Annotated in this window: 16 protein-coding genes; 7 read left to right on the top strand and 9 right to left on the bottom strand. The window is 45.1% G+C overall.

The features are described from left to right. The first annotated feature begins 47 nt into the window (after positions 1 to 47). Positions 48 to 1427: an ATP-dependent RNA helicase DbpA gene (gene dbpA / locus R7O03_RS21200; RefSeq protein ID WP_411977483.1), complete on the top strand. Its 1380-nt coding sequence runs from the start codon at positions 48 to 50 to the stop codon at positions 1425 to 1427. Between the two features lie 54 nt (positions 1428 to 1481). Here dbpA and R7O03_RS21195 read toward each other — a convergent pair whose 3' ends face one another. Both R7O03_RS21195 and cpdB read right to left on the bottom strand, forming a co-directional pair. Next, the gene (locus R7O03_RS21195) at positions 1482 to 2060 is read right to left on the bottom strand and encodes a Crp/Fnr family transcriptional regulator (protein ID WP_318132005.1); all 579 of its coding nucleotides are present in this window, start codon (positions 2058 to 2060) and stop codon (positions 1482 to 1484) included. Positions 2061 to 2157: 97 nt separating this feature from the next. Further along, on the bottom strand, positions 2158 to 4119 hold the full coding sequence (gene cpdB / locus R7O03_RS21190) for a 2',3'-cyclic-nucleotide 2'-phosphodiesterase (protein WP_318132004.1): 1962 nt from the start codon (positions 4117 to 4119) through the stop codon (positions 2158 to 2160). Between the two features lie 275 nt (positions 4120 to 4394). On the opposite strand from cpdB, the gene cobA reads away from it, so the two are divergent. The 5 genes from cobA to cysC all read left to right on the top strand — a co-directional run bounded on the left by cobA (position 4395) and on the right by cysC (position 10304). Then, the gene (gene cobA / locus R7O03_RS21185) at positions 4395 to 5270 is read left to right on the top strand and encodes a uroporphyrinogen-III C-methyltransferase (protein WP_318132003.1); all 876 of its coding nucleotides are present in this window, start codon (positions 4395 to 4397) and stop codon (positions 5268 to 5270) included. Between the two features lie 59 nt (positions 5271 to 5329). After that, positions 5330 to 6238, top strand: a complete 909-nt coding sequence (cysD, locus tag R7O03_RS21180) for a sulfate adenylyltransferase subunit CysD (RefSeq protein WP_005379592.1) — start codon at positions 5330 to 5332, stop codon at positions 6236 to 6238. An 18-nt stretch (positions 6239 to 6256) separates the two neighbouring features. Continuing rightward, positions 6257 to 7687 carry a sulfate adenylyltransferase subunit CysN gene (cysN, locus tag R7O03_RS21175; protein ID WP_017633444.1) on the top strand — a complete coding sequence of 477 codons (1431 nt, stop codon included), beginning with the start codon at positions 6257 to 6259 and terminating at the stop codon, positions 7685 to 7687. A gap of 250 nt (positions 7688 to 7937) precedes the next feature. Continuing rightward, a complete protein-coding gene (locus R7O03_RS21170; RefSeq protein WP_005379596.1) occupies positions 7938 to 9662 on the top strand; it encodes an SLC13 family permease in 1725 nt (574 codons plus the stop codon). A 24-nt stretch (positions 9663 to 9686) separates the two neighbouring features. Next, the gene (gene cysC / locus R7O03_RS21165; protein WP_005379598.1) at positions 9687 to 10304 is read left to right on the top strand and encodes an adenylyl-sulfate kinase; all 618 of its coding nucleotides are present in this window, start codon (positions 9687 to 9689) and stop codon (positions 10302 to 10304) included. An 89-nt stretch (positions 10305 to 10393) separates the two neighbouring features. Here cysC and R7O03_RS21160 read toward each other — a convergent pair whose 3' ends face one another. From R7O03_RS21160 to R7O03_RS21130, 7 genes are all read right to left on the bottom strand, one after another. Next, a complete protein-coding gene (locus tag R7O03_RS21160) occupies positions 10394 to 11299 on the bottom strand; it encodes a TIGR03899 family protein (protein WP_258484472.1) in 906 nt (301 codons plus the stop codon). Between the two features lie 322 nt (positions 11300 to 11621). After that, on the bottom strand, positions 11622 to 12116 hold the full coding sequence (locus R7O03_RS21155) for a DUF3299 domain-containing protein (protein ID WP_005379600.1): 495 nt from the start codon (positions 12114 to 12116) through the stop codon (positions 11622 to 11624). 4 nt (positions 12117 to 12120) lie between these two features. Next, complete coding sequence (locus R7O03_RS21150) at positions 12121 to 13380, bottom strand: ABC transporter permease (RefSeq protein ID WP_042522449.1); 1260 nt, start codon at positions 13378 to 13380, stop codon at positions 12121 to 12123. After that, complete coding sequence (locus R7O03_RS21145) at positions 13377 to 14105, bottom strand: ABC transporter ATP-binding protein (protein WP_005379603.1); 729 nt, start codon at positions 14103 to 14105, stop codon at positions 13377 to 13379. Before R7O03_RS21145 ends, R7O03_RS21150 begins: the two co-directional genes overlap by 4 nt. Before the next feature lie 52 nt (positions 14106 to 14157). Beyond that, positions 14158 to 14811: a zinc uptake protein ZrgA gene (gene zrgA / locus R7O03_RS21140; RefSeq protein WP_033906016.1), complete on the bottom strand. Its 654-nt coding sequence runs from the start codon at positions 14809 to 14811 to the stop codon at positions 14158 to 14160. A 133-nt stretch (positions 14812 to 14944) separates the two neighbouring features. After that, positions 14945 to 15244 (bottom strand): DUF2607 family protein, encoded by a 300-nt coding sequence (locus tag R7O03_RS21135; RefSeq protein WP_318132002.1) that lies wholly within the window; start codon positions 15242 to 15244, stop codon positions 14945 to 14947. 227 nt (positions 15245 to 15471) lie between these two features. Beyond that, entirely contained in the window at positions 15472 to 16023 is a 552-nt protein-coding gene (locus R7O03_RS21130; protein ID WP_005383122.1) for a YtfJ family protein, read from the bottom strand. 215 nt (positions 16024 to 16238) lie between these two features. On the opposite strand from R7O03_RS21130, the gene R7O03_RS21125 reads away from it, so the two are divergent. Continuing rightward, on the top strand, positions 16239 to 16439 hold the full coding sequence (locus R7O03_RS21125; RefSeq protein WP_005379612.1) for a DUF1107 domain-containing protein: 201 nt from the start codon (positions 16239 to 16241) through the stop codon (positions 16437 to 16439). The last annotated feature ends 135 nt before the right edge of the window (positions 16440 to 16574 follow it).

The following is a 16574-nucleotide window of genomic DNA, read 5'->3' as shown; positions in this document are numbered from 1 at the left end:
ATCTGGTGATAATGTGCCCTCTTTCCATCTCACCTGAGGATATCCCCGTGAGCAAACAAACATTCGATCAAGTAGGGCTTAACCCAGCGTTACTTGCCACACTTGATTCCCTGAACTATACCCACATGACGCCAATTCAAGCTTTGAGCTTGCCTACAATCCTAAAACATCGTGATGTCATCGGGCAGGGTAAAACGGGCTCAGGTAAAACCGCTGCATTTGGTTTAGGGGTTTTATCGAACCTCAACGTCAAACGCTTTCGTGTCCAGTCATTAGTATTGTGTCCAACGCGTGAGCTTGCAGACCAAGTAGCGAAGGAAATTCGTACTTTAGGTCGCGGCATTCATAATATTAAAGTGCTTACTCTCTGCGGTGGGATGCCTATGGGGCCACAAATTGGTTCGCTGGAGCATGGTGCGCATATCCTAGTTGGTACTCCTGGTCGTATTTTGGATCACCTTGAAAAAGGCCGAATTGATCTTAGCGAACTGAATACCTTGGTGCTAGATGAAGCTGATCGCATGTTGGACATGGGGTTCCAAGACGCATTAGATGCAATCATCGATGCAGCGCCAAAGCAGCGTCAAACTCTACTTTTCAGTGCTACTTTTCCAGAAAAAATTGAGCAAATTGCGCAGCGTATAATGCAGACACCGGAAGTGATTAAGGTGGAATCGACGCATGATACCTCAAGCATTGCGCAGTACTTCTATAAAGTTGAAGGCTCGGAAGCACGTGATGAAGCGTTGGCTAATTTGCTGCTGACTCACCAACCAGAGTCCGCGGTGGTTTTTTGTAATACCAAAAAAGAAGTTCAAAGTGTCGCAGATGAGTTGCATCACAAAGGATTCAGCGTTATCGATATCCATGGGGACTTAGAGCAGCGTGAACGCGACCAAGCATTGGTGCAGTTTGCTAACAAGAGTGTGTCTATCCTTGTTGCAACAGACGTTGCGGCGCGTGGTTTGGACGTTGATAATCTTGATGCTGTCTTTAACTTTGAGCTATCGCGCGATCCTGAGGTTCATGTGCACCGTATTGGTCGTACAGGTCGTGCGGGTAGTAAAGGTTTAGCGTTCAGCTTTTTTGGTGAGAAAGACGGTTTACGTGTAGCTCGTATTGAAGAATACCTAGAGATGGACGTGGTACCAGCAACATTGCCTGCCAAATCAAATCAGCAGCCATACCAAGCGAAGATGGTGACGATTAACATTGATGGCGGTAAGAAACAGAAAGTACGACCGGGTGATATTTTAGGTTGTTTGACAGGAAAAAATGGTATTCCAGGCTCTCAAGTCGGAAAGATTCACCTGTTCCCTGTACGCGCTTATGTTGCCGTCGAAAAGTCTGTGGCTAAAAAGGCTCTACAGACCATTAGTAACGGCAAGATGAAAGGGCGACAGTTCCGGGCGCGAATTCTTAAATAGCTCAAATAGCAGAGAAAAAGCTCTTCGTTTGAAGAGCTTTTTTCTTTTTTGAGTTTATTTGAGAGTGTGATCTTTGGTTAAGCGCGCTTTGATTCGGCTCAAACTGATTGGCGTAATGCCGAGGTAGGCCGCAATTTGACTATCGGTAATACGTTGCTTTAAATCTGGGTAATGAGCGCAAAATAATTGATATCGTTCTTCTGGAGAGTAGAGCAACATAAAGCGTTCTTTGTTCTCTTTATTAACCAGTTGGTTTTCGAGTAGCTTTAAGTAAATGGCGTGCTTTTCTGCTCGCCAGTGATGCAACGTTTCAATTGGCAAGCAAAATAGCTGACAAGCGTTCAGCGTTTCCAATAAGTAAGGCGAAGGTTGGTCCTTTATTATGCTCTCAAACCCGATAACCCAGTCCTTCTCCCAATAAAATTCTTTACTAAATTCTTTGCCGTGCTCAGTAAGATAGCTTGCGTGGCATAACCCCTCAATGATGAAGTAAAGGTGTGAGCTAAACTCCCCTTGGTGATTAAGAATGTGGCGTGTAGGCAGTTCGAGCAACTCACCATTTTCAATAAGTTGGTTTGCTTCTGTCTCTAAAAAGCCATGTTTGACTAAGTCTGAAAAAAGATCGCTGTGCATGTGATAACTCAGAAACGGTTTTCTTTATTTTAACGGGTTTTATTGATAACAAAAAAGCGGCTCATGAGAGCCGCTTAGTGTTGTTGTCAAATCAACCTTATTTATTCAGATCGATTTGATAAATTGCGAAACCAATGTCGTCTGTTGACACGCGTTTCATTGGGTATTGTCCTTTCTCTTTGATGAACTGCGCCGCTTTATCGCTAGGGGAGGTTTCGAAACGAATATCTAGCTTGTTATCGGACTTAATCGGTGCGAAAGACCAGTTGTTGTCAGCGCTTGGTGTCACTTCTCCTTTTTCTTCACTCACGCGAGAAATATAAGTGGCGACGACAGAGCGGTTTTCATCTGGTGCGTCAAACGCAATGAAATCTGGGCCTGTACCAGGGAAAGTATTGCTATAAGCACGGTAGTTATTGGTTGCGATGATGAAATCTTGCTTCGGATTGACAGGCTTACCATTGAACGTCAGGTTCACAATACGCTGAGAATCTGGATTAATCACTTTACAATCTGCATCGTACTTCGGCGGTTGGGTAACGTCGATTTGGTAGTTAACCCCATCAATAACATCGAAGTTGTAAGTACGGAAATTATCCCAATCAATCAAAGGTTGCGGTTTAGGATTGTTGATGTCGATGTGGTTGAATTGACCCGCACTGCACTCTAGCCATTCGCGAACTTCTTTACCTTTCACTTTCATCGCAACCAAGGTGTTTGGGTATAAGTAAAGATCGGCCGCATTACGGAAGGTGAGCTGACCGGACTCTACTTCTGTAAAGTTATTCGGATCGTTCTTACGACCGCCGACTTTAAATGGTGCTGCCGCACTCAGTACTGGAATGTCAGAAAGGTCTGGGTCGCCTTGAATAAAGCGTTCTACGTAGTCTTTCTGAGCAAGGTTAACGATTTGAATGGTGGGGTCGTCCTGCACTAATGCCAAGAAGCTGTACATGACATCATTTGCTTTGCCGATTGGTTGGTTTACAAATTCACGAGTGCCTTTGTGATCTTCTTCTAACGCTTTCACAATATCTGCATCGGCTTTAGCTAATGACTTCTTATTTACTTTATCGAAGATAGGGCGTGCTTCTGCTTGGCCTTCGACGACTTGCCATCTGCCGTCTTTCTCTTTCAGCATCAAATCCATCACACCTACGTGACTTCCCCAGCGACCAGGCATCACTGACGTTACACCATTGATGGTCCCTTTATCTATATCAACACCAGGTAGGTTTGCGAAGTCTTTCCCTGGGAAGACGGCGTGAGAGTGACCAAAAGCAATCGCATCAATACCTTCAACTTCTGTGAGGTAGTAAACAGAGTTTTCAGCGCCTAGTTTGTATGGATCAGTAGAAATGCCCGAGTGTGGAATCGCCACAATCACGTCTGCGCCTTCTTTCTTCATTTGAGGAATCAGTTTCTCTGCTGTTTCCTTAATGTCTTTAGCAAAGACTTTGCCTTCTAAGTTCTTCTTATCCCACACCATAATTTGTGGTGGTACAAAGCCGATGTAACCCACTTTTATTTGATGCGCTTCGCCGTTTGTGTCTTTAAATGTGTGAGTTTTGATGAGGTAAGGCTTGAAGTAATGCTCACCGGTTTGTTTATCAAATACGTTTGCGTTGATGTAAGGGAAGTTTGCCCCCTTCAACGTCTTTTGTAGAAAATCTAAGCCATAGTTGAACTCATGATTGCCAATGTTGCCCACATCGTAGTCTAGCTGGTTCATCGCTTTGTAGACTGGGTGCACGTCGCCGGGATTAATCCCCTTTGATGCCATGTAATCGCCCATTGGGCTGCCCTGAATTAAATCACCGTTATCTACTAGTACCGAGTTTTCTGCCTCGGACTTAGCTTGTTTCACTATTGTTGCTGCGCGACTTAAACCGATTTGCTGTGATGGTTGGTCTTTGTAGTAATCGTAATCCATCACGTTGGTGTGAATGTCGGTGGTTTCGATAATACGAAGCTTGATGGTATCGGCCATTGCTGGGCCAGCAAGCGTTAGCATGCCACTTAAAACTGCGAGGGAAATAGGATGAACTGCCACTTTCATTTGGTGCTCCAATTCAATGATAAGGGGAAATCGTACTGCGTAATGTATCAAACACAGGTGCAACTCGATGATAAAGATACAGAAAACTGTGAACATTAATCAGTTTACTGAACCTTATTCATATTAACCGCCGACTTTTTCACGCTTTTGAATGAGACCAAACAAAAACTTCTTAGCAGATTTTTGAATAAAAAATGAAATTTTAGAATTTCAGGTAATATAAACGCCCCGCCATAATGCTTGCATAACGATATCAATGGACGATGAGCAAGCACATGGCAACGAACGATTCAGTCACTTCTTTTCCTAAACCAAAGCCCCGGTTAGTTTCTGACAACCCAGTCGCTGGTGTTACTCGTTTTGCAAAGCAATCGCTACAGCCTGGTGAAGTCGCCTTAGTAGGTGCAGGACCAGGCGATCCTGAACTTCTGACGGTGAAAGCACTGAACTGCTTGCAGCAAGCTGACGTGGTTTTGTACGACTACTTGGTGTCTGAAGAAATCATGGCATTGATTCCAAGCGATACGATTTTGGTGTGCGTTGGGAAGCGAGCTGGGCATCACAGTGTGCCGCAGGAGAAGACGAATCAGCTTTTGGTGGATTTTGCCAAGCAGGGCTACAAAGTAGTGCGCATTAAAGGTGGGGATCCGTTTGTATTCGGTCGTGGTGGTGAAGAGTTAGAAGTGCTTGCTGATGCCGGCGTTCGTTTTCAAGTTGTCCCTGGCATTACCGCAGCAGCTGGCGCAACCGCTTATGCTGGTATTCCACTGACTCATCGTGATTATGCGCAATCGGCCATCTTTGTGACTGGCCACTTGAAAGAAGAAAGTGATGAGATGGATTGGTCCACGTTGGCGCGTGGGAATCAGACTTTAGTGATCTACATGGGGCTGATGAAATCACACTATATTCAGAATCAACTCATTAAGCATGGCCGTTCAGCGTCGACTCCGATTGCCATTATTGAGCGTGGCACGCAGATTCAACAAAAAGTATTTACGGGAGAACTCTCCCAACTCTCTGATTTATCGAAGGAAGCACAATCGCCATCTTTGATTGTTGTCGGAGAGGTAGTGCGACTGTCTCAAAAGTTAGACTGGTTTTTGTCTAGTACTGAATTCAACAAAAGTGCTATTGCCAGCTCCATATAATTTCAGACCAAAGATTAGAGACGTAATGCGCCTTCAAGCTTAAAAAGGAAATACAAAACATGGACCAACAACGTTTAACTCACCTTAAACAACTCGAAGCGGAGAGTATCCATATTATCCGCGAAGTTGCGGCTGAGTTTGATAACCCAGTCATGATGTATTCGATTGGTAAAGACTCATCAGTGATGCTGCACCTAGCGCGTAAAGCTTTTTACCCAGGTAAGATTCCATTTCCATTGCTGCATGTCGACACCGATTGGAAGTTCCGCGAGATGATTGAATTTCGTGATCGTACCGCGGCCAAATACGGCTTTGAGCTTTTGGTTCATAAGAATCCAGAAGGTCTAGCCATGGGCTGTAGCCCGTTTGTTCATGGTTCTTCTAAGCACACTGACATCATGAAGACTCAAGGCTTAAAACAAGCGCTGAACAAGTACGGTTTTGATGCTGCCTTTGGTGGTGCGCGCCGCGACGAAGAGAAATCACGGGCGAAAGAGCGCGTGTATTCATTCCGCGATAAGAACCATACATGGGACCCTAAAAACCAACGTCCTGAGCTATGGAAGACGTACAACGGTCAGGTTAATAAGGGTGAGAGCATTCGTGTATTCCCACTGTCTAACTGGACTGAGCTTGATATCTGGCAATACATCTATTTAGAAAACATCGAGATCGTGCCGCTTTACCTCGCGGACAAACGCCCAGTTGTTGAACGCGATGGCATGCTGATCATGGTGGATGATGATCGTATGGAGCTTCAACCGGGTGAAGTGATTGAAGAGAAGAGCGTGCGCTTCCGTACCCTTGGTTGTTATCCATTGACCGGGGCCATCGAGTCTGAAGCAAACACTTTAACTGGCATTATCGAAGAGATGCTGGTGGCAACGTCGAGTGAGCGCCAAGGCCGAGCGATCGACCACGATCAGTCAGGATCGATGGAGCTTAAGAAACGTCAAGGTTACTTCTAAAGGATCTAAGGAAAGATAATGAACAGTGCAGTTGAAGCTCAATTAGCCGAGCTTGGTATCGAAGGCTATTTAACACAACACCAGTACAAGTCGTTACTTAGATTCTTGACTTGTGGCTCGGTGGATGACGGTAAAAGTACATTAATCGGTCGCTTACTCCATGACTCAAAACAAATTTATGAAGATCAGCTAGCGGCAGTGCACTCAGACAGCCAACGTGTGGGCACCACGGGTGAAAAGCCTGACCTTGCGTTGTTGGTCGATGGCTTACAAGCTGAGCGCGAGCAGGGGATCACGATTGATGTGGCTTACCGCTATTTCTCGACGCAGAAACGTAAATTCATCATTGCAGATACTCCTGGACACGAGCAGTACACACGTAACATGGCTACAGGTGCATCGACATGTGACTTAGCTGTGATTCTGGTTGATGCACGTAAGGGCATTCTCGATCAAACTCGTCGTCACTCTTTCATTTCCAACCTGTTGGGTTTGAAGCACTTTGTTGTGGCGATCAACAAGATGGACTTAGTGGATTACTCCCAAGAGCGCTTTGAAGAGATCCGCGACGAGTATTTGAAGTTCTCTGAGAATCTGACAGGGGATATTGATATTCAAATCATCCCGATCTCAGCGCTTGAAGGGGACAATGTGGTGGATAAAGGCCAAAACCTGACTTGGTTTAAAGGCCCATCATTGCTTGAGCTTCTTGAAACGGTCGATGTGGATCAAGAAAAAGGCGCGGGTGAATTCCGCTTCCCTGTGCAATACGTTAATCGCCCTAACCTAGATTTCCGTGGTTTTGCGGGGACCATTTCTTCTGGTTCGATCAAAGTCGGTGATGCCATTAAAGCATTGCCATCGGGTAAAACGTCAACAGTGGCACGTATTGTGACCTTTGATGGTGATATCGAAGAAGCTCGTGCCGGATTAGCTGTCACTCTGACGCTAAGCGATGAGATCGATATTAGCCGTGGCGACTTAATTGTTCTAGATAATGCTCAAGTGGAAACCACAAACCATTTGCTTGCCGATGTCGTGTGGATGACAGAGCAACCCCTGCAACCGGGTCGTGACTATGACATCAAAATCGCAGGTAAGAAAACCGTAGGTCATGTTGAAGCGATTCGTCATCAATATGACATTAATAATCTCTCGACTCATAGCTCGGCAGAGCTGCCATTGAATGGTATTGGTTTGTGTGAATGGTCCCTTAATGAGTCAGTCGCGCTGGACAATTATCAAGACTGTGCAGATACCGGTGGCTTTATCATTATCGATCGTCTGACAAACGTGACGGTTGGTGCTGGCATGGTTAAAGAGAGCCTCGCCGTGGTTGAGCGCGATTTGACGGACATCTCTGCGTTTGAAGTTGAGCTTAATGCGCTTGTCCGTAAACACTTCCCACACTGGGAAGCAAAAGACGTCAGCCAGTTTCTGAAAAAGTAACTGGCTCACCCAAGTACGATAATTTCAGGCACTGTTTGCTGTTGTACTTGGGGCGTCGCTACCTAACTGAATTGCGAAATGTCGTTAGGTATTCTCCTAATACCAGAATGCTTCGGTGGAGCCCAAGAAACCGAGCATTCTGATGTTCTTTTCGCTTGCGCTGATTTTTGTCTGTTTGCTCGTTTGTCGGTGATTCATGGATAAATGAGTCGTTGTTGTGCCCTTTAGGGCTATTTGGTAAGGAAAGGCTATGTGGGAACAAGGGTTTGTGTTAGCGATTTTGCTTGGCATTATCACTTGCTTGCTTGTCACGAAAATTAAGCCTAGTTATGTCTTTGCGGGTGCCGCTTTTATTGCATTCATGGCTGGGATGATGGATTCAGCCACTATCGCATCCAATTTTACCAACTCTTCATTGTTAACCCTGGTTCTATTGATTCTTGCATCCTGTGCTCTAGAAAAAACACTGCTGATCAGTTGGGTGAGCCGAAGTATCTCTGAGGGCCAGTTAGGCAGCGTGATTGCTAAGCTCGGTGTGTCGACCGCCTTGCTCTCTTCATTTACGAATAATACCGCTGTGGTTGTTTCATTGATTGGGGCGATTAAGCGTAATCAGCAGCATGCACCTTCGAAATTACTTATCCCCTTGTCTTACGCCGCCATTTTTGGTGGCACATTAACTTTGATTGGTACGTCGACTAACTTAATCATCAACAGCTTTGTCGAAGACGCAGGCTTACCGAGCCTGAGCTTTTTTACACCTACGATGATAGGTTTGGCTGTGCTGGTGGGAGGGATGCTGATTCTTATTCCACTGAGCTACTTGCTACCGAATTATGATGATCAAAACCAAGAAGATTTACCTTACTTTCTTGAGTCTCGCGTTGAGCCTGGCTCACCGCTAGTTGGGCGTACGATCAGCGAGAATAATTTACGTGCGCTGCGCAAACTGTTTCTTGCAGAAGTGGTGCGCGATGGTGTTACTGTTTCTTCTGTGGGACCGGATTTTGTGCTCAACGCAAAAGACCGCCTGTTATTTTGTGGCGATGTTGAGAGCGTCGCGACCCTGCAAGAAATTCCGGGCCTCAAGTTGTTTGGTCAGCAGCACTTAAATGGGCAAAACTTTATCGAAGTTGTGGTGAGCTCGTCGGCGACATTTTGCTACAAAACCCTCAAAGAGAGCCGATTCCGCGACCGATTCGATGCCGTTGTTGTGGCGATTCGCCGAGGCCACGAACGCCTAGAAGGTGGCTTGGGTAGCATTACCTTAGCGCCAGGGGACACGTTAGTTCTGGTTCCAGGCAAGCGTTTTGAGTCTGAACGCCGAGCTCATCGTAAAGAGTTTGTTTTAGTGCATGACTTGGACTCTAGCGCTCGGCTTGATACGAATAAGTCTTCCATTGTATTACTGGGCTTTGCAGCCGTAATTGGATGCGCTCTATTAGAGTTAGTGCCGATTATTAAAGGTCTAGCTGCGTACCTTATCGCGCTTATTGCGTTTGGTATTGTGCAGATTTCAGAACTGCGCCGCCGTTTTCCGATCGATATCGTCGTGATTGTCGGTTCCGCTTTGTCTATTGCTCAACTGATGATCTCTTCTGGATTGTCAGAAAGAATGGGAGTGATGTTTATTGAAGCGTTTAATGGCTGGGGAGTATTTGGTGCCTTGGTGGCGACTTATATCATGACATTGGTACTCACTGAATTGGTGACAAACAATGCCGCGGCTGCGCTTTCTTTTCCTATCGGCTATAGCATGGCGGTGGGTTATGGCGTGGATCCGATGCCATTCATCATGGCGGTTTTGTTCGGCGCGAGTGCGAGCTTTATCTCTCCCTACGGTTACCAAACTAACCTGCTGGTGTACAGCGTAGGAAATTACAAATTGACCGACTACGTGAGAATTGGAGTGCCAATTTCGATTGTGTACTCTGTATTAGTACTTACTTTGATCCCGGTCTTTTTCCCGTTTTAATTCCGATATTTACAAGGATACGTTATGACTGCCGAAACGACGGTAAAAGATGAAAACATTGTTTGGCACCAGCATTCGGTTGATAAACAGTTTCGTGCTGAATTAAAGAAGCAAAAACCTGCCGTATTGTGGTTCACTGGTTTATCTGGAGCGGGTAAATCAACCGTAGCTGGGGCGTTGGAAAATCGCCTTGCAGCATTGGGTTACCACACCTATTTATTGGATGGTGACAATGTACGACATGGTTTGTGTAGCGATTTAGGTTTTTCTGAACAGGACCGGCGCGAGAACATTCGTCGTATTGGTGAACTGGCGAAGTTGATGGCAGATGCGGGTTTAATTGTTCTGTCGGCGTTTATTTCACCGCATCGTGCAGAGCGGAAGTTAGTACGCGATTTATTGCCAGAAGGCGAGTTTATCGAAGTGTATGTCAATGCATCTCTAGAGGTTTGCGAAGGTCGAGATCCTAAGGGTTTATACCGTAAAGCCCGTGCGGGAGAGATTCCTAATTTCACTGGTATTGATTCGGAATATCAAGCGCCAGAGAACCCTGAAATCGATTTGCCCGCGGGAGAAAAGAGTGTCGATGAGCTGGTGGATTTGTGCTTAATCGATCTTAAACAACGCGGTGTGATCCGATAAAAAAGCATTTAGATCATAGGTGACCTAAAGCTCTTTGAGCTGCTTGAGAAGTATTTGGATCATAGGTGATCAAATGCTTCTCAAGCTGGCTAGACGGTATGATGAACCGTACTTTTAGCTTCACTATGGACACTAAATCTATGATTTAACAGTGCAAGCATTTGAGCGTAGTATTCGGCATGTGGTTTGTTTCCGAGCAAGGTACAGAGCTCATTACCTGTGGGTGTGAAGCGGTAATATAAAAGGCGGACACCTTTACTGTTTACGTTCAGTGACAAGTTTTTACCTTGGTAGGTGAGGACCAACGGTGTCTCGATACTAATTTCGCCAGATTCAAGTTCGGCACTGTGCAGCAGCCCTAATTCAATTAAGAGCAACAAGCTTGAATAGGGCAGTTGAAAACTTCCCATATTTAGGCTGTTAGCGACGTCTCGCTTGCCGAAGCTAAATATGCCTCCTTGCGCTTTGTAACCAATCAGCAGTTTTCTGCTGTGATCCCCTCCAAAACTGCACGCTAAAGAGGCGGCTCTTTGCAGAGTTTGTGCTTCCTTTGGTGACATATCCTTGAGGGTTTTCAACGCTTTCATGGACGTTGAACCCGGATTGGTCACTTCACGCTTCATCACTTGAGCCCATAGCTTTTGCATCGCGCTGTTATGGATGTCTTGAGCCATCTCAAAAAATCGATGCAACCAATCTTGGTCTGGCTCTCCCGCTGTCTCATCTCGGCATGAACTGTGCGCTAATTTTAAAATCTGTTCTAAGTTTTTTTGTCGCTGTTCTTGGCGTCTTTGCTCTCGCAATTGGGCTCTTTCAAACGCAGATTTGGCTGGCGGTTCGGTTTGCAGTAAGGCGTCAAGACCGTGTATTTGGGCTATGGTTTTTACCTTACTAGCACTGTCTTTTATGTAGCCTTGTTTCTTTTCTTGTTGCGTATTTTTTTTTGTGTCTGACTGATGTTCGATGACAACAGGTTGCTTTGTCGGGTCTGCCATTCGTTTTCCTACCAAGAACTGCGCGGTTCGCACGTTTAAATTTACACCTTATCTGACCAAGCGACCAGACAGGAGTTCTCAGTTTTTGAACGAATAGGGCTATTCAAAATGATAATGAGTTGTTAAAATTGTTATCGTTATTTTGGAGGGGCTATGAAGTTCTCAGAAGCAGGTAAACTCAAAAAGCACCTGTCGATAGCGTTTCTTTTGGTTATTTATGTGGGCGTATTAGCGTATTTATCTCGTTATATCGTGTAGCACAAAGCTAAAAAAGGCGCCAGTGTGACGCCTTAGGTGTAGCGAGGCTTATCGACGACTTAAATTACATATCGTCGTAGGCTTCTATTTCTGATCCCTCAATAACGTAAGCCGTTTCTGCCAGTTCGTGGTTTATCGTCTCGGTTTTCAACGTTCCAACCACATATATGACATCCCACAACTCTTGAACAGGCGCGCCTTTCGGAAACTTCACGTAAATGATCTGGTTTGGAGGCGGTGGTGGCACGTGAATACAAGCTCCAAAATATGGCACCAATAAAAATTCGGTGACGGTATCGGCATCACCTTCAAGTGGGATAACAAACCCTGGAATTTTAACTTGGCTTCCGTTCAGTTCTGGTCGAACGTTACCAATCTTGGACTGCTGGGCTGCGCCACCACTGTGATCAGATGCGGGCATGCCTATACTGTCGAATAACTTACGCTCTTTTTCTGGAACAAGGTCAATCCAGTCAAGCTTCAATGGTTCTTCGCTGGCCATAACAGGCGCTGTGAATGCGACGACCAGCAAGCAACTTGCGAGAATTTTTTTCCACATTTTATTAAATCCTTATTGTCATTCCGTCACTCAGTGACTGTCGGTAGGCGCGGAGTGCGGGAATGAAACCAATCACAATACCAGCGCATTGTACGAAACCTAATAGCATCCACTCATAAGTAGATAAGATGCTTAAGGTGAGATGTATTCCATAGTGCTGTTGGATGATCGGCTGCGCGATAGCAAGAATGGCATACAGCCCAGTAACGCCAGTAATAATACCAGCAGCAGTAAGCAAGCTGGCTTCACTAATTAAGAGTGAGAAAACATGACGAGGCCTTGCTCCCATGGCACGCAAAATCGCCATTTCACGGCGGCGTTCCTGTAGGCTAGTTAATAGACTGCTTAACATACCTAACAACCCTGCGATCACGACAAAACCAGATACTGCCATTAGGGCTTGCTCTGCAACAGACATCATTCCCCATAACTCATGCAACGCAACGCCGGGCATAATGGCGCTAAGCGGCTCTTTGGGGTAGGTGTTAATTTGTCTTTGCAGGGCGAAAGTTTGAATACGAGATTTCAAACCAACGAGCATAGCGGTAATTTGTTTGGGCTGAAAGTCTCTGTTTTTGAGATCTTGTGCCTTGGGTGTCGGGCCCAAACGCGCACCACTTTCCCATCCGACGTGAATGGCTTCGATGGCTTCCAATGATACATGGACAGTTTTGTCGACTGGTGTTCCTGTAGGTGCAAGGATACCGACAACTTTAAATGGCAGATTGTCATGACGGCTAAAGCCAACGTCGCTAATGCCGTGGGCAATGATGATTTCGCTACCGATATCATAACCAAGTTGTTTAGCGACATCAGAACCTAGCACGGTTTCAAATAAACCATTGAATTCTCTGCCCTTGTTAAATGTTAGTGGTTGCTTACTTCCAAACTTGTAATGCTCAAAGTAACTGTGATTGGTTCCCATAACTCGGAAGCCTTTATGCGAGTCGCCAAGCGAGATTGGAATAGCCCAATCGACTGAACGATGATTGGCAAACTCTTGGTAGCTTTTCCAATCGATGTTGTTGGTCGCATTACCAATACGAAACACAGAATAGAGCAATAGGTTCACTTGCCCAGAGCGTCCACCAATAATGAGGTCAGTGCCTGAAATTGTATTGGCGAAGCTATCCTTGGCTTGAGTTCGGATACGCTCGACGCCCAAGAGGAGTACCACTGAAATCGCAACGGTCATGATGGTTAGAATTGCCGTCGCTTTGCGGTTCATCAAGCTTTTCCAGGCGAGCTTTACAACAGCACTCATGATATGGCTCCTAGGCTAGATACTTGATTAATGTCGGGTAGATTAAGCGTGCGATCGAATAAGGGTTCGAGTGTTGGGTCGTGGCTAACGAATACCAGTGTGGCATTGGCTTGATTCGCTTGCTCCATAAGGAGCTCAATAAATGCTTTACGATTGTCATAGTCTAAAGCTGAGGTTGGTTCGTCAGCGATCACTAACTCTGGATGTCCTATCAGAGCTCGAGCCGCAGCCACACGTTGTTGTTGACCAATACTCAATTCAGAGACAGGGCGTGTATGAAGCTCGTTTGGCAAGTGCAGTCGTTCTAGTAGGGCCTGAGCCTGTTCATTTAATGTTTGAGATGAGGCACCTAAATGGGCACGGTCACGTCGTATTTTACTGAACTGACATGGCAATAATACGTTTTCAAGTACGTTAAGGTACGGCAATAAATTGAACTGTTGAAAGATGTAGCCAATATGATTGGCGCGAAAGCGGTCTCTCTGACTGGCACTTAAACTAGCAAGGTCAGTATCGAGTACAGATAGAGAGCCTGAAGTTAATGTGTTAATCCCCGTCAACAAAGCGAGCAAGGTCGATTTACCGCAGCCACTTGGACCTTTGATAAACACATGCTCGCCTTGTGTAATGTGTAATTTGGGGATGTGGATGGTTGGGTTGGTTGAACCGGGCCAGAAAAATTGGGCATCCTCTAGCTCGACAACATTTGGTGTGGTTTCAGTCATATTAAATCACCAAAGCTGTGGCGTGTAAGTGGGTACTTACACGCCACTCGTGTTATTTGATTACGATTTGGGTGTTATCTTTGCTTAATTTAATTGCTGATTGCATGGTATCAGTGAATATATTGACGCTGATGGACTCTGTAGTTGGGAATTGGTTAAACCAATCGGTTTGGATTTGGCTAAGCTGATTAACTTGTTCGCAACTGAAGCGATATTGCACCGAAAATTCACCGTGACCGCCATGATCGTGCGCCTCATCATGAGCGTCATGGTGGTCATGTTTATCATGATGTTCATTATGATCATGGTGTTCGTGCCCTTCATGATCGTGATGTGCATGGTCATCATGGTCGTGCTCACTATGATCATGTTCCTCATGAGTTTCGCTTAGGTTGTGGCTCACGTAAGCTTCTTCAATATTACAATCAGCTTGTGAGTTAATAGCGAACAATGCGTTGCTGTCTTCGAGTGTAGCGACGGCTTGTTTAAGCGCTTGCTCTTGTTGTGCGTTTTCTGGAGCATGTTCGAAACCCACAACATCAGCTCCAGGAGCTGTGATCTCTACTAACAGATCTTTGCCATCTTGGGCGATATTAAACTCGACGTGACCATGCACATGAGCACCATGCTGGCGGTATTCGTTTGCATTCGCTGCTGTCGATAAAGTGAGGCCAATAGCAAGGGCTAAAACGTGTTTTGATGACATTGTATTTTTCCTAATTTTACTGGCATTAACCAAAGGCGGTATTGCTCAGATTCGAGTTTCACTAAGTTATTGTTCCTGACACACTAGGTGCGGAAATGAACTCAATAATTTTGAGTGTGGAATAGTTTGGAAATTAAGCAAAATAAGGAGGGGCACGAGCAGCGCCAAGAACTTCTTCGCGGTACACGAGATGCAAAAAAACATGATGATGCTGGGCGCGCGTAAAAGTCGGTGTAGAGAGGGTAGGTTGTACCTTTGCTATACCGTGCTGAACACCAGAAAATAATTGGCAATGATGATGGGTATGATGCTCGGGCGTCAGATCGACTTGATGAAGTACAACCGCAAAGTTCCAAGCGATCAGCAACGCAACACTGAAAAATAAAGCAGTGCGATACCAATATCTTAGTATTTTTTGCTGGTGGTGGTACATCTGAGCTCCTCTTACCGACTGTTATAATATAACACCCATAATGAATAAAAGTTCACTCTTTTGTTGGCTAGCAGAAAAATTTAACTCAACACATACGTGCCGAAAAATATTGGTAATACTCTCTGATGGAAGTGTCGCACTTATAAAGAGCAGAGTTATCACTGCCCATGCTTCTAATCAAATTCATATAGCTCCTTACAACAGGAACAAGGAGCCATTCAATGAAGCTAGATGTTCTGTTTAATAAGCTCAATGACTTTTGTTATCTCATCTTGCTCAAGTGCGCCCTCTTTGACAAACAGAACTTTGCCCGTTTTGTCTTGAACAATAATGGCCGAACTTTCTTCTTTCAGGTCCCAAGTATTAGCAACTACGCCATTTTCATCAAGAACCATGGATGACCAAGGAAACTCTTTTTTGCTGTCTTGAGCTGAAGACTTCACGAACGAGCCTGTCCCCCAAATTGCATCATCTTGGTTGATGATAGTCGTGGTCTGGTAGCTTTCTTGTGGAAAATTTGCCGCTGTTATTGCCGACATTAAAGGGGCATTCATCTCTTTTGAGCTGCTACGGCCTGCGATGGCTTGAATAACACGAACTTTGCCTTGCATATGTTGAGTTGCCCAGGGTTGGTATGCAACGCCTTCGCCTTGTAAAACAATCTCGCCGTAAGCGGCAACATTGACAGGAGGAACGCTTTTTCCCACTGACAAGTTGTGTGCAAAGGTCAAGCTTGGCGTTAAGGCCAGTAGTAGAGGTAGGAGAGTCTTAGTTTTCATATTGTTATATTCCGTACGAGGTTTGGAAGCTTCCAGTATATATCCAGATCCTAGAAATTTGTAGGACCGTTGATAACATTTATTTAACGTATGGAGTGGTGTAATCTTGCGTTATATTTAGAATTTGCTAAAATGAGTTCCGTCGCAAATTGCGCATTAAGATTGCAGAGGAAAAATAAGCAATCCGTGTTTTCTCAAAGGAATTGAGGTGAGTTATGCTACGTGAGTTTGCTGTATATCGACCATTACAAGTGGCCCGTTTTGTTAAAACGTTGTTCAAAGGTCAATTTTTTATTGTTGGGGTTGGCTGTTTTCAGTTCGACAATGGCAAAGTGTTACTACCTGACGTCAACGATCATAAAAGGCTCACCATCTTTAAAGAAGTCAACCAAGTGATAGCATCATTATCGGCTTAGTTAGCTTGGTACCCACTTAGATTTAGAAAAGAGCGACCATATCGGTCGCTCTTTTTGTTTTTCAGCCCTAAACCACCTACTTCAGTAGGTGGTTATCATCCGTTTCGGCTTTGCCTGTAAAACTACTCATGCTAA

Origin of the sequence: Vibrio sp. Vb2960 (genome assembly GCF_033337665.1) — a bacterium.
Taxonomy (GTDB): domain Bacteria; phylum Pseudomonadota; class Gammaproteobacteria; order Enterobacterales; family Vibrionaceae; genus Vibrio; species Vibrio alginolyticus.
Note: the sequence above shows the minus strand (reverse complement) of the source record. Positions and strands in the feature narration are given on the sequence as shown.

Bases quoted from the DNA above. Each gene is read 5' to 3' on its own strand.
- cysD (WP_005379592.1), top strand. From the start codon at position 5,330: ATGGACCAACAACGTTTAACTCACCTTAAACAACTCGAAGCGGAGAGT.
- R7O03_RS21195 (WP_318132005.1), bottom strand. From the start codon at position 2,060: ATGCACAGCGATCTTTTTTCAGACTTAGTCAAACATGGCTTTTTAGAG.
- R7O03_RS21155 (WP_005379600.1), bottom strand. From the start codon at position 12,116: ATGTGGAAAAAAATTCTCGCAAGTTGCTTGCTGGTCGTCGCATTCACA.
- cobA (WP_318132003.1), top strand. From the start codon at position 4,395: ATGGCAACGAACGATTCAGTCACTTCTTTTCCTAAACCAAAGCCCCGG.
- R7O03_RS21160 (WP_258484472.1), bottom strand. From the start codon at position 11,299: ATGGCAGACCCGACAAAGCAACCTGTTGTCATCGAACATCAGTCAGAC.
- cpdB (WP_318132004.1), bottom strand. From the start codon at position 4,119: ATGAAAGTGGCAGTTCATCCTATTTCCCTCGCAGTTTTAAGTGGCATG.
- R7O03_RS21130 (WP_005383122.1), bottom strand. From the start codon at position 16,023: ATGAAAACTAAGACTCTCCTACCTCTACTACTGGCCTTAACGCCAAGC.
- R7O03_RS21170 (WP_005379596.1), top strand. From the start codon at position 7,938: ATGTGGGAACAAGGGTTTGTGTTAGCGATTTTGCTTGGCATTATCACT.
- cysC (WP_005379598.1), top strand. From the start codon at position 9,687: ATGACTGCCGAAACGACGGTAAAAGATGAAAACATTGTTTGGCACCAG.
- R7O03_RS21145 (WP_005379603.1), bottom strand. From the start codon at position 14,105: ATGACTGAAACCACACCAAATGTTGTCGAGCTAGAGGATGCCCAATTT.
- R7O03_RS21150 (WP_042522449.1), bottom strand. From the start codon at position 13,380: ATGAGTGCTGTTGTAAAGCTCGCCTGGAAAAGCTTGATGAACCGCAAA.
- R7O03_RS21135 (WP_318132002.1), bottom strand. From the start codon at position 15,244: ATGTACCACCACCAGCAAAAAATACTAAGATATTGGTATCGCACTGCT.
- R7O03_RS21125 (WP_005379612.1), top strand. From the start codon at position 16,239: ATGCTACGTGAGTTTGCTGTATATCGACCATTACAAGTGGCCCGTTTT.
- zrgA (WP_033906016.1), bottom strand. From the start codon at position 14,811: ATGTCATCAAAACACGTTTTAGCCCTTGCTATTGGCCTCACTTTATCG.
- cysN (WP_017633444.1), top strand. From the start codon at position 6,257: ATGAACAGTGCAGTTGAAGCTCAATTAGCCGAGCTTGGTATCGAAGGC.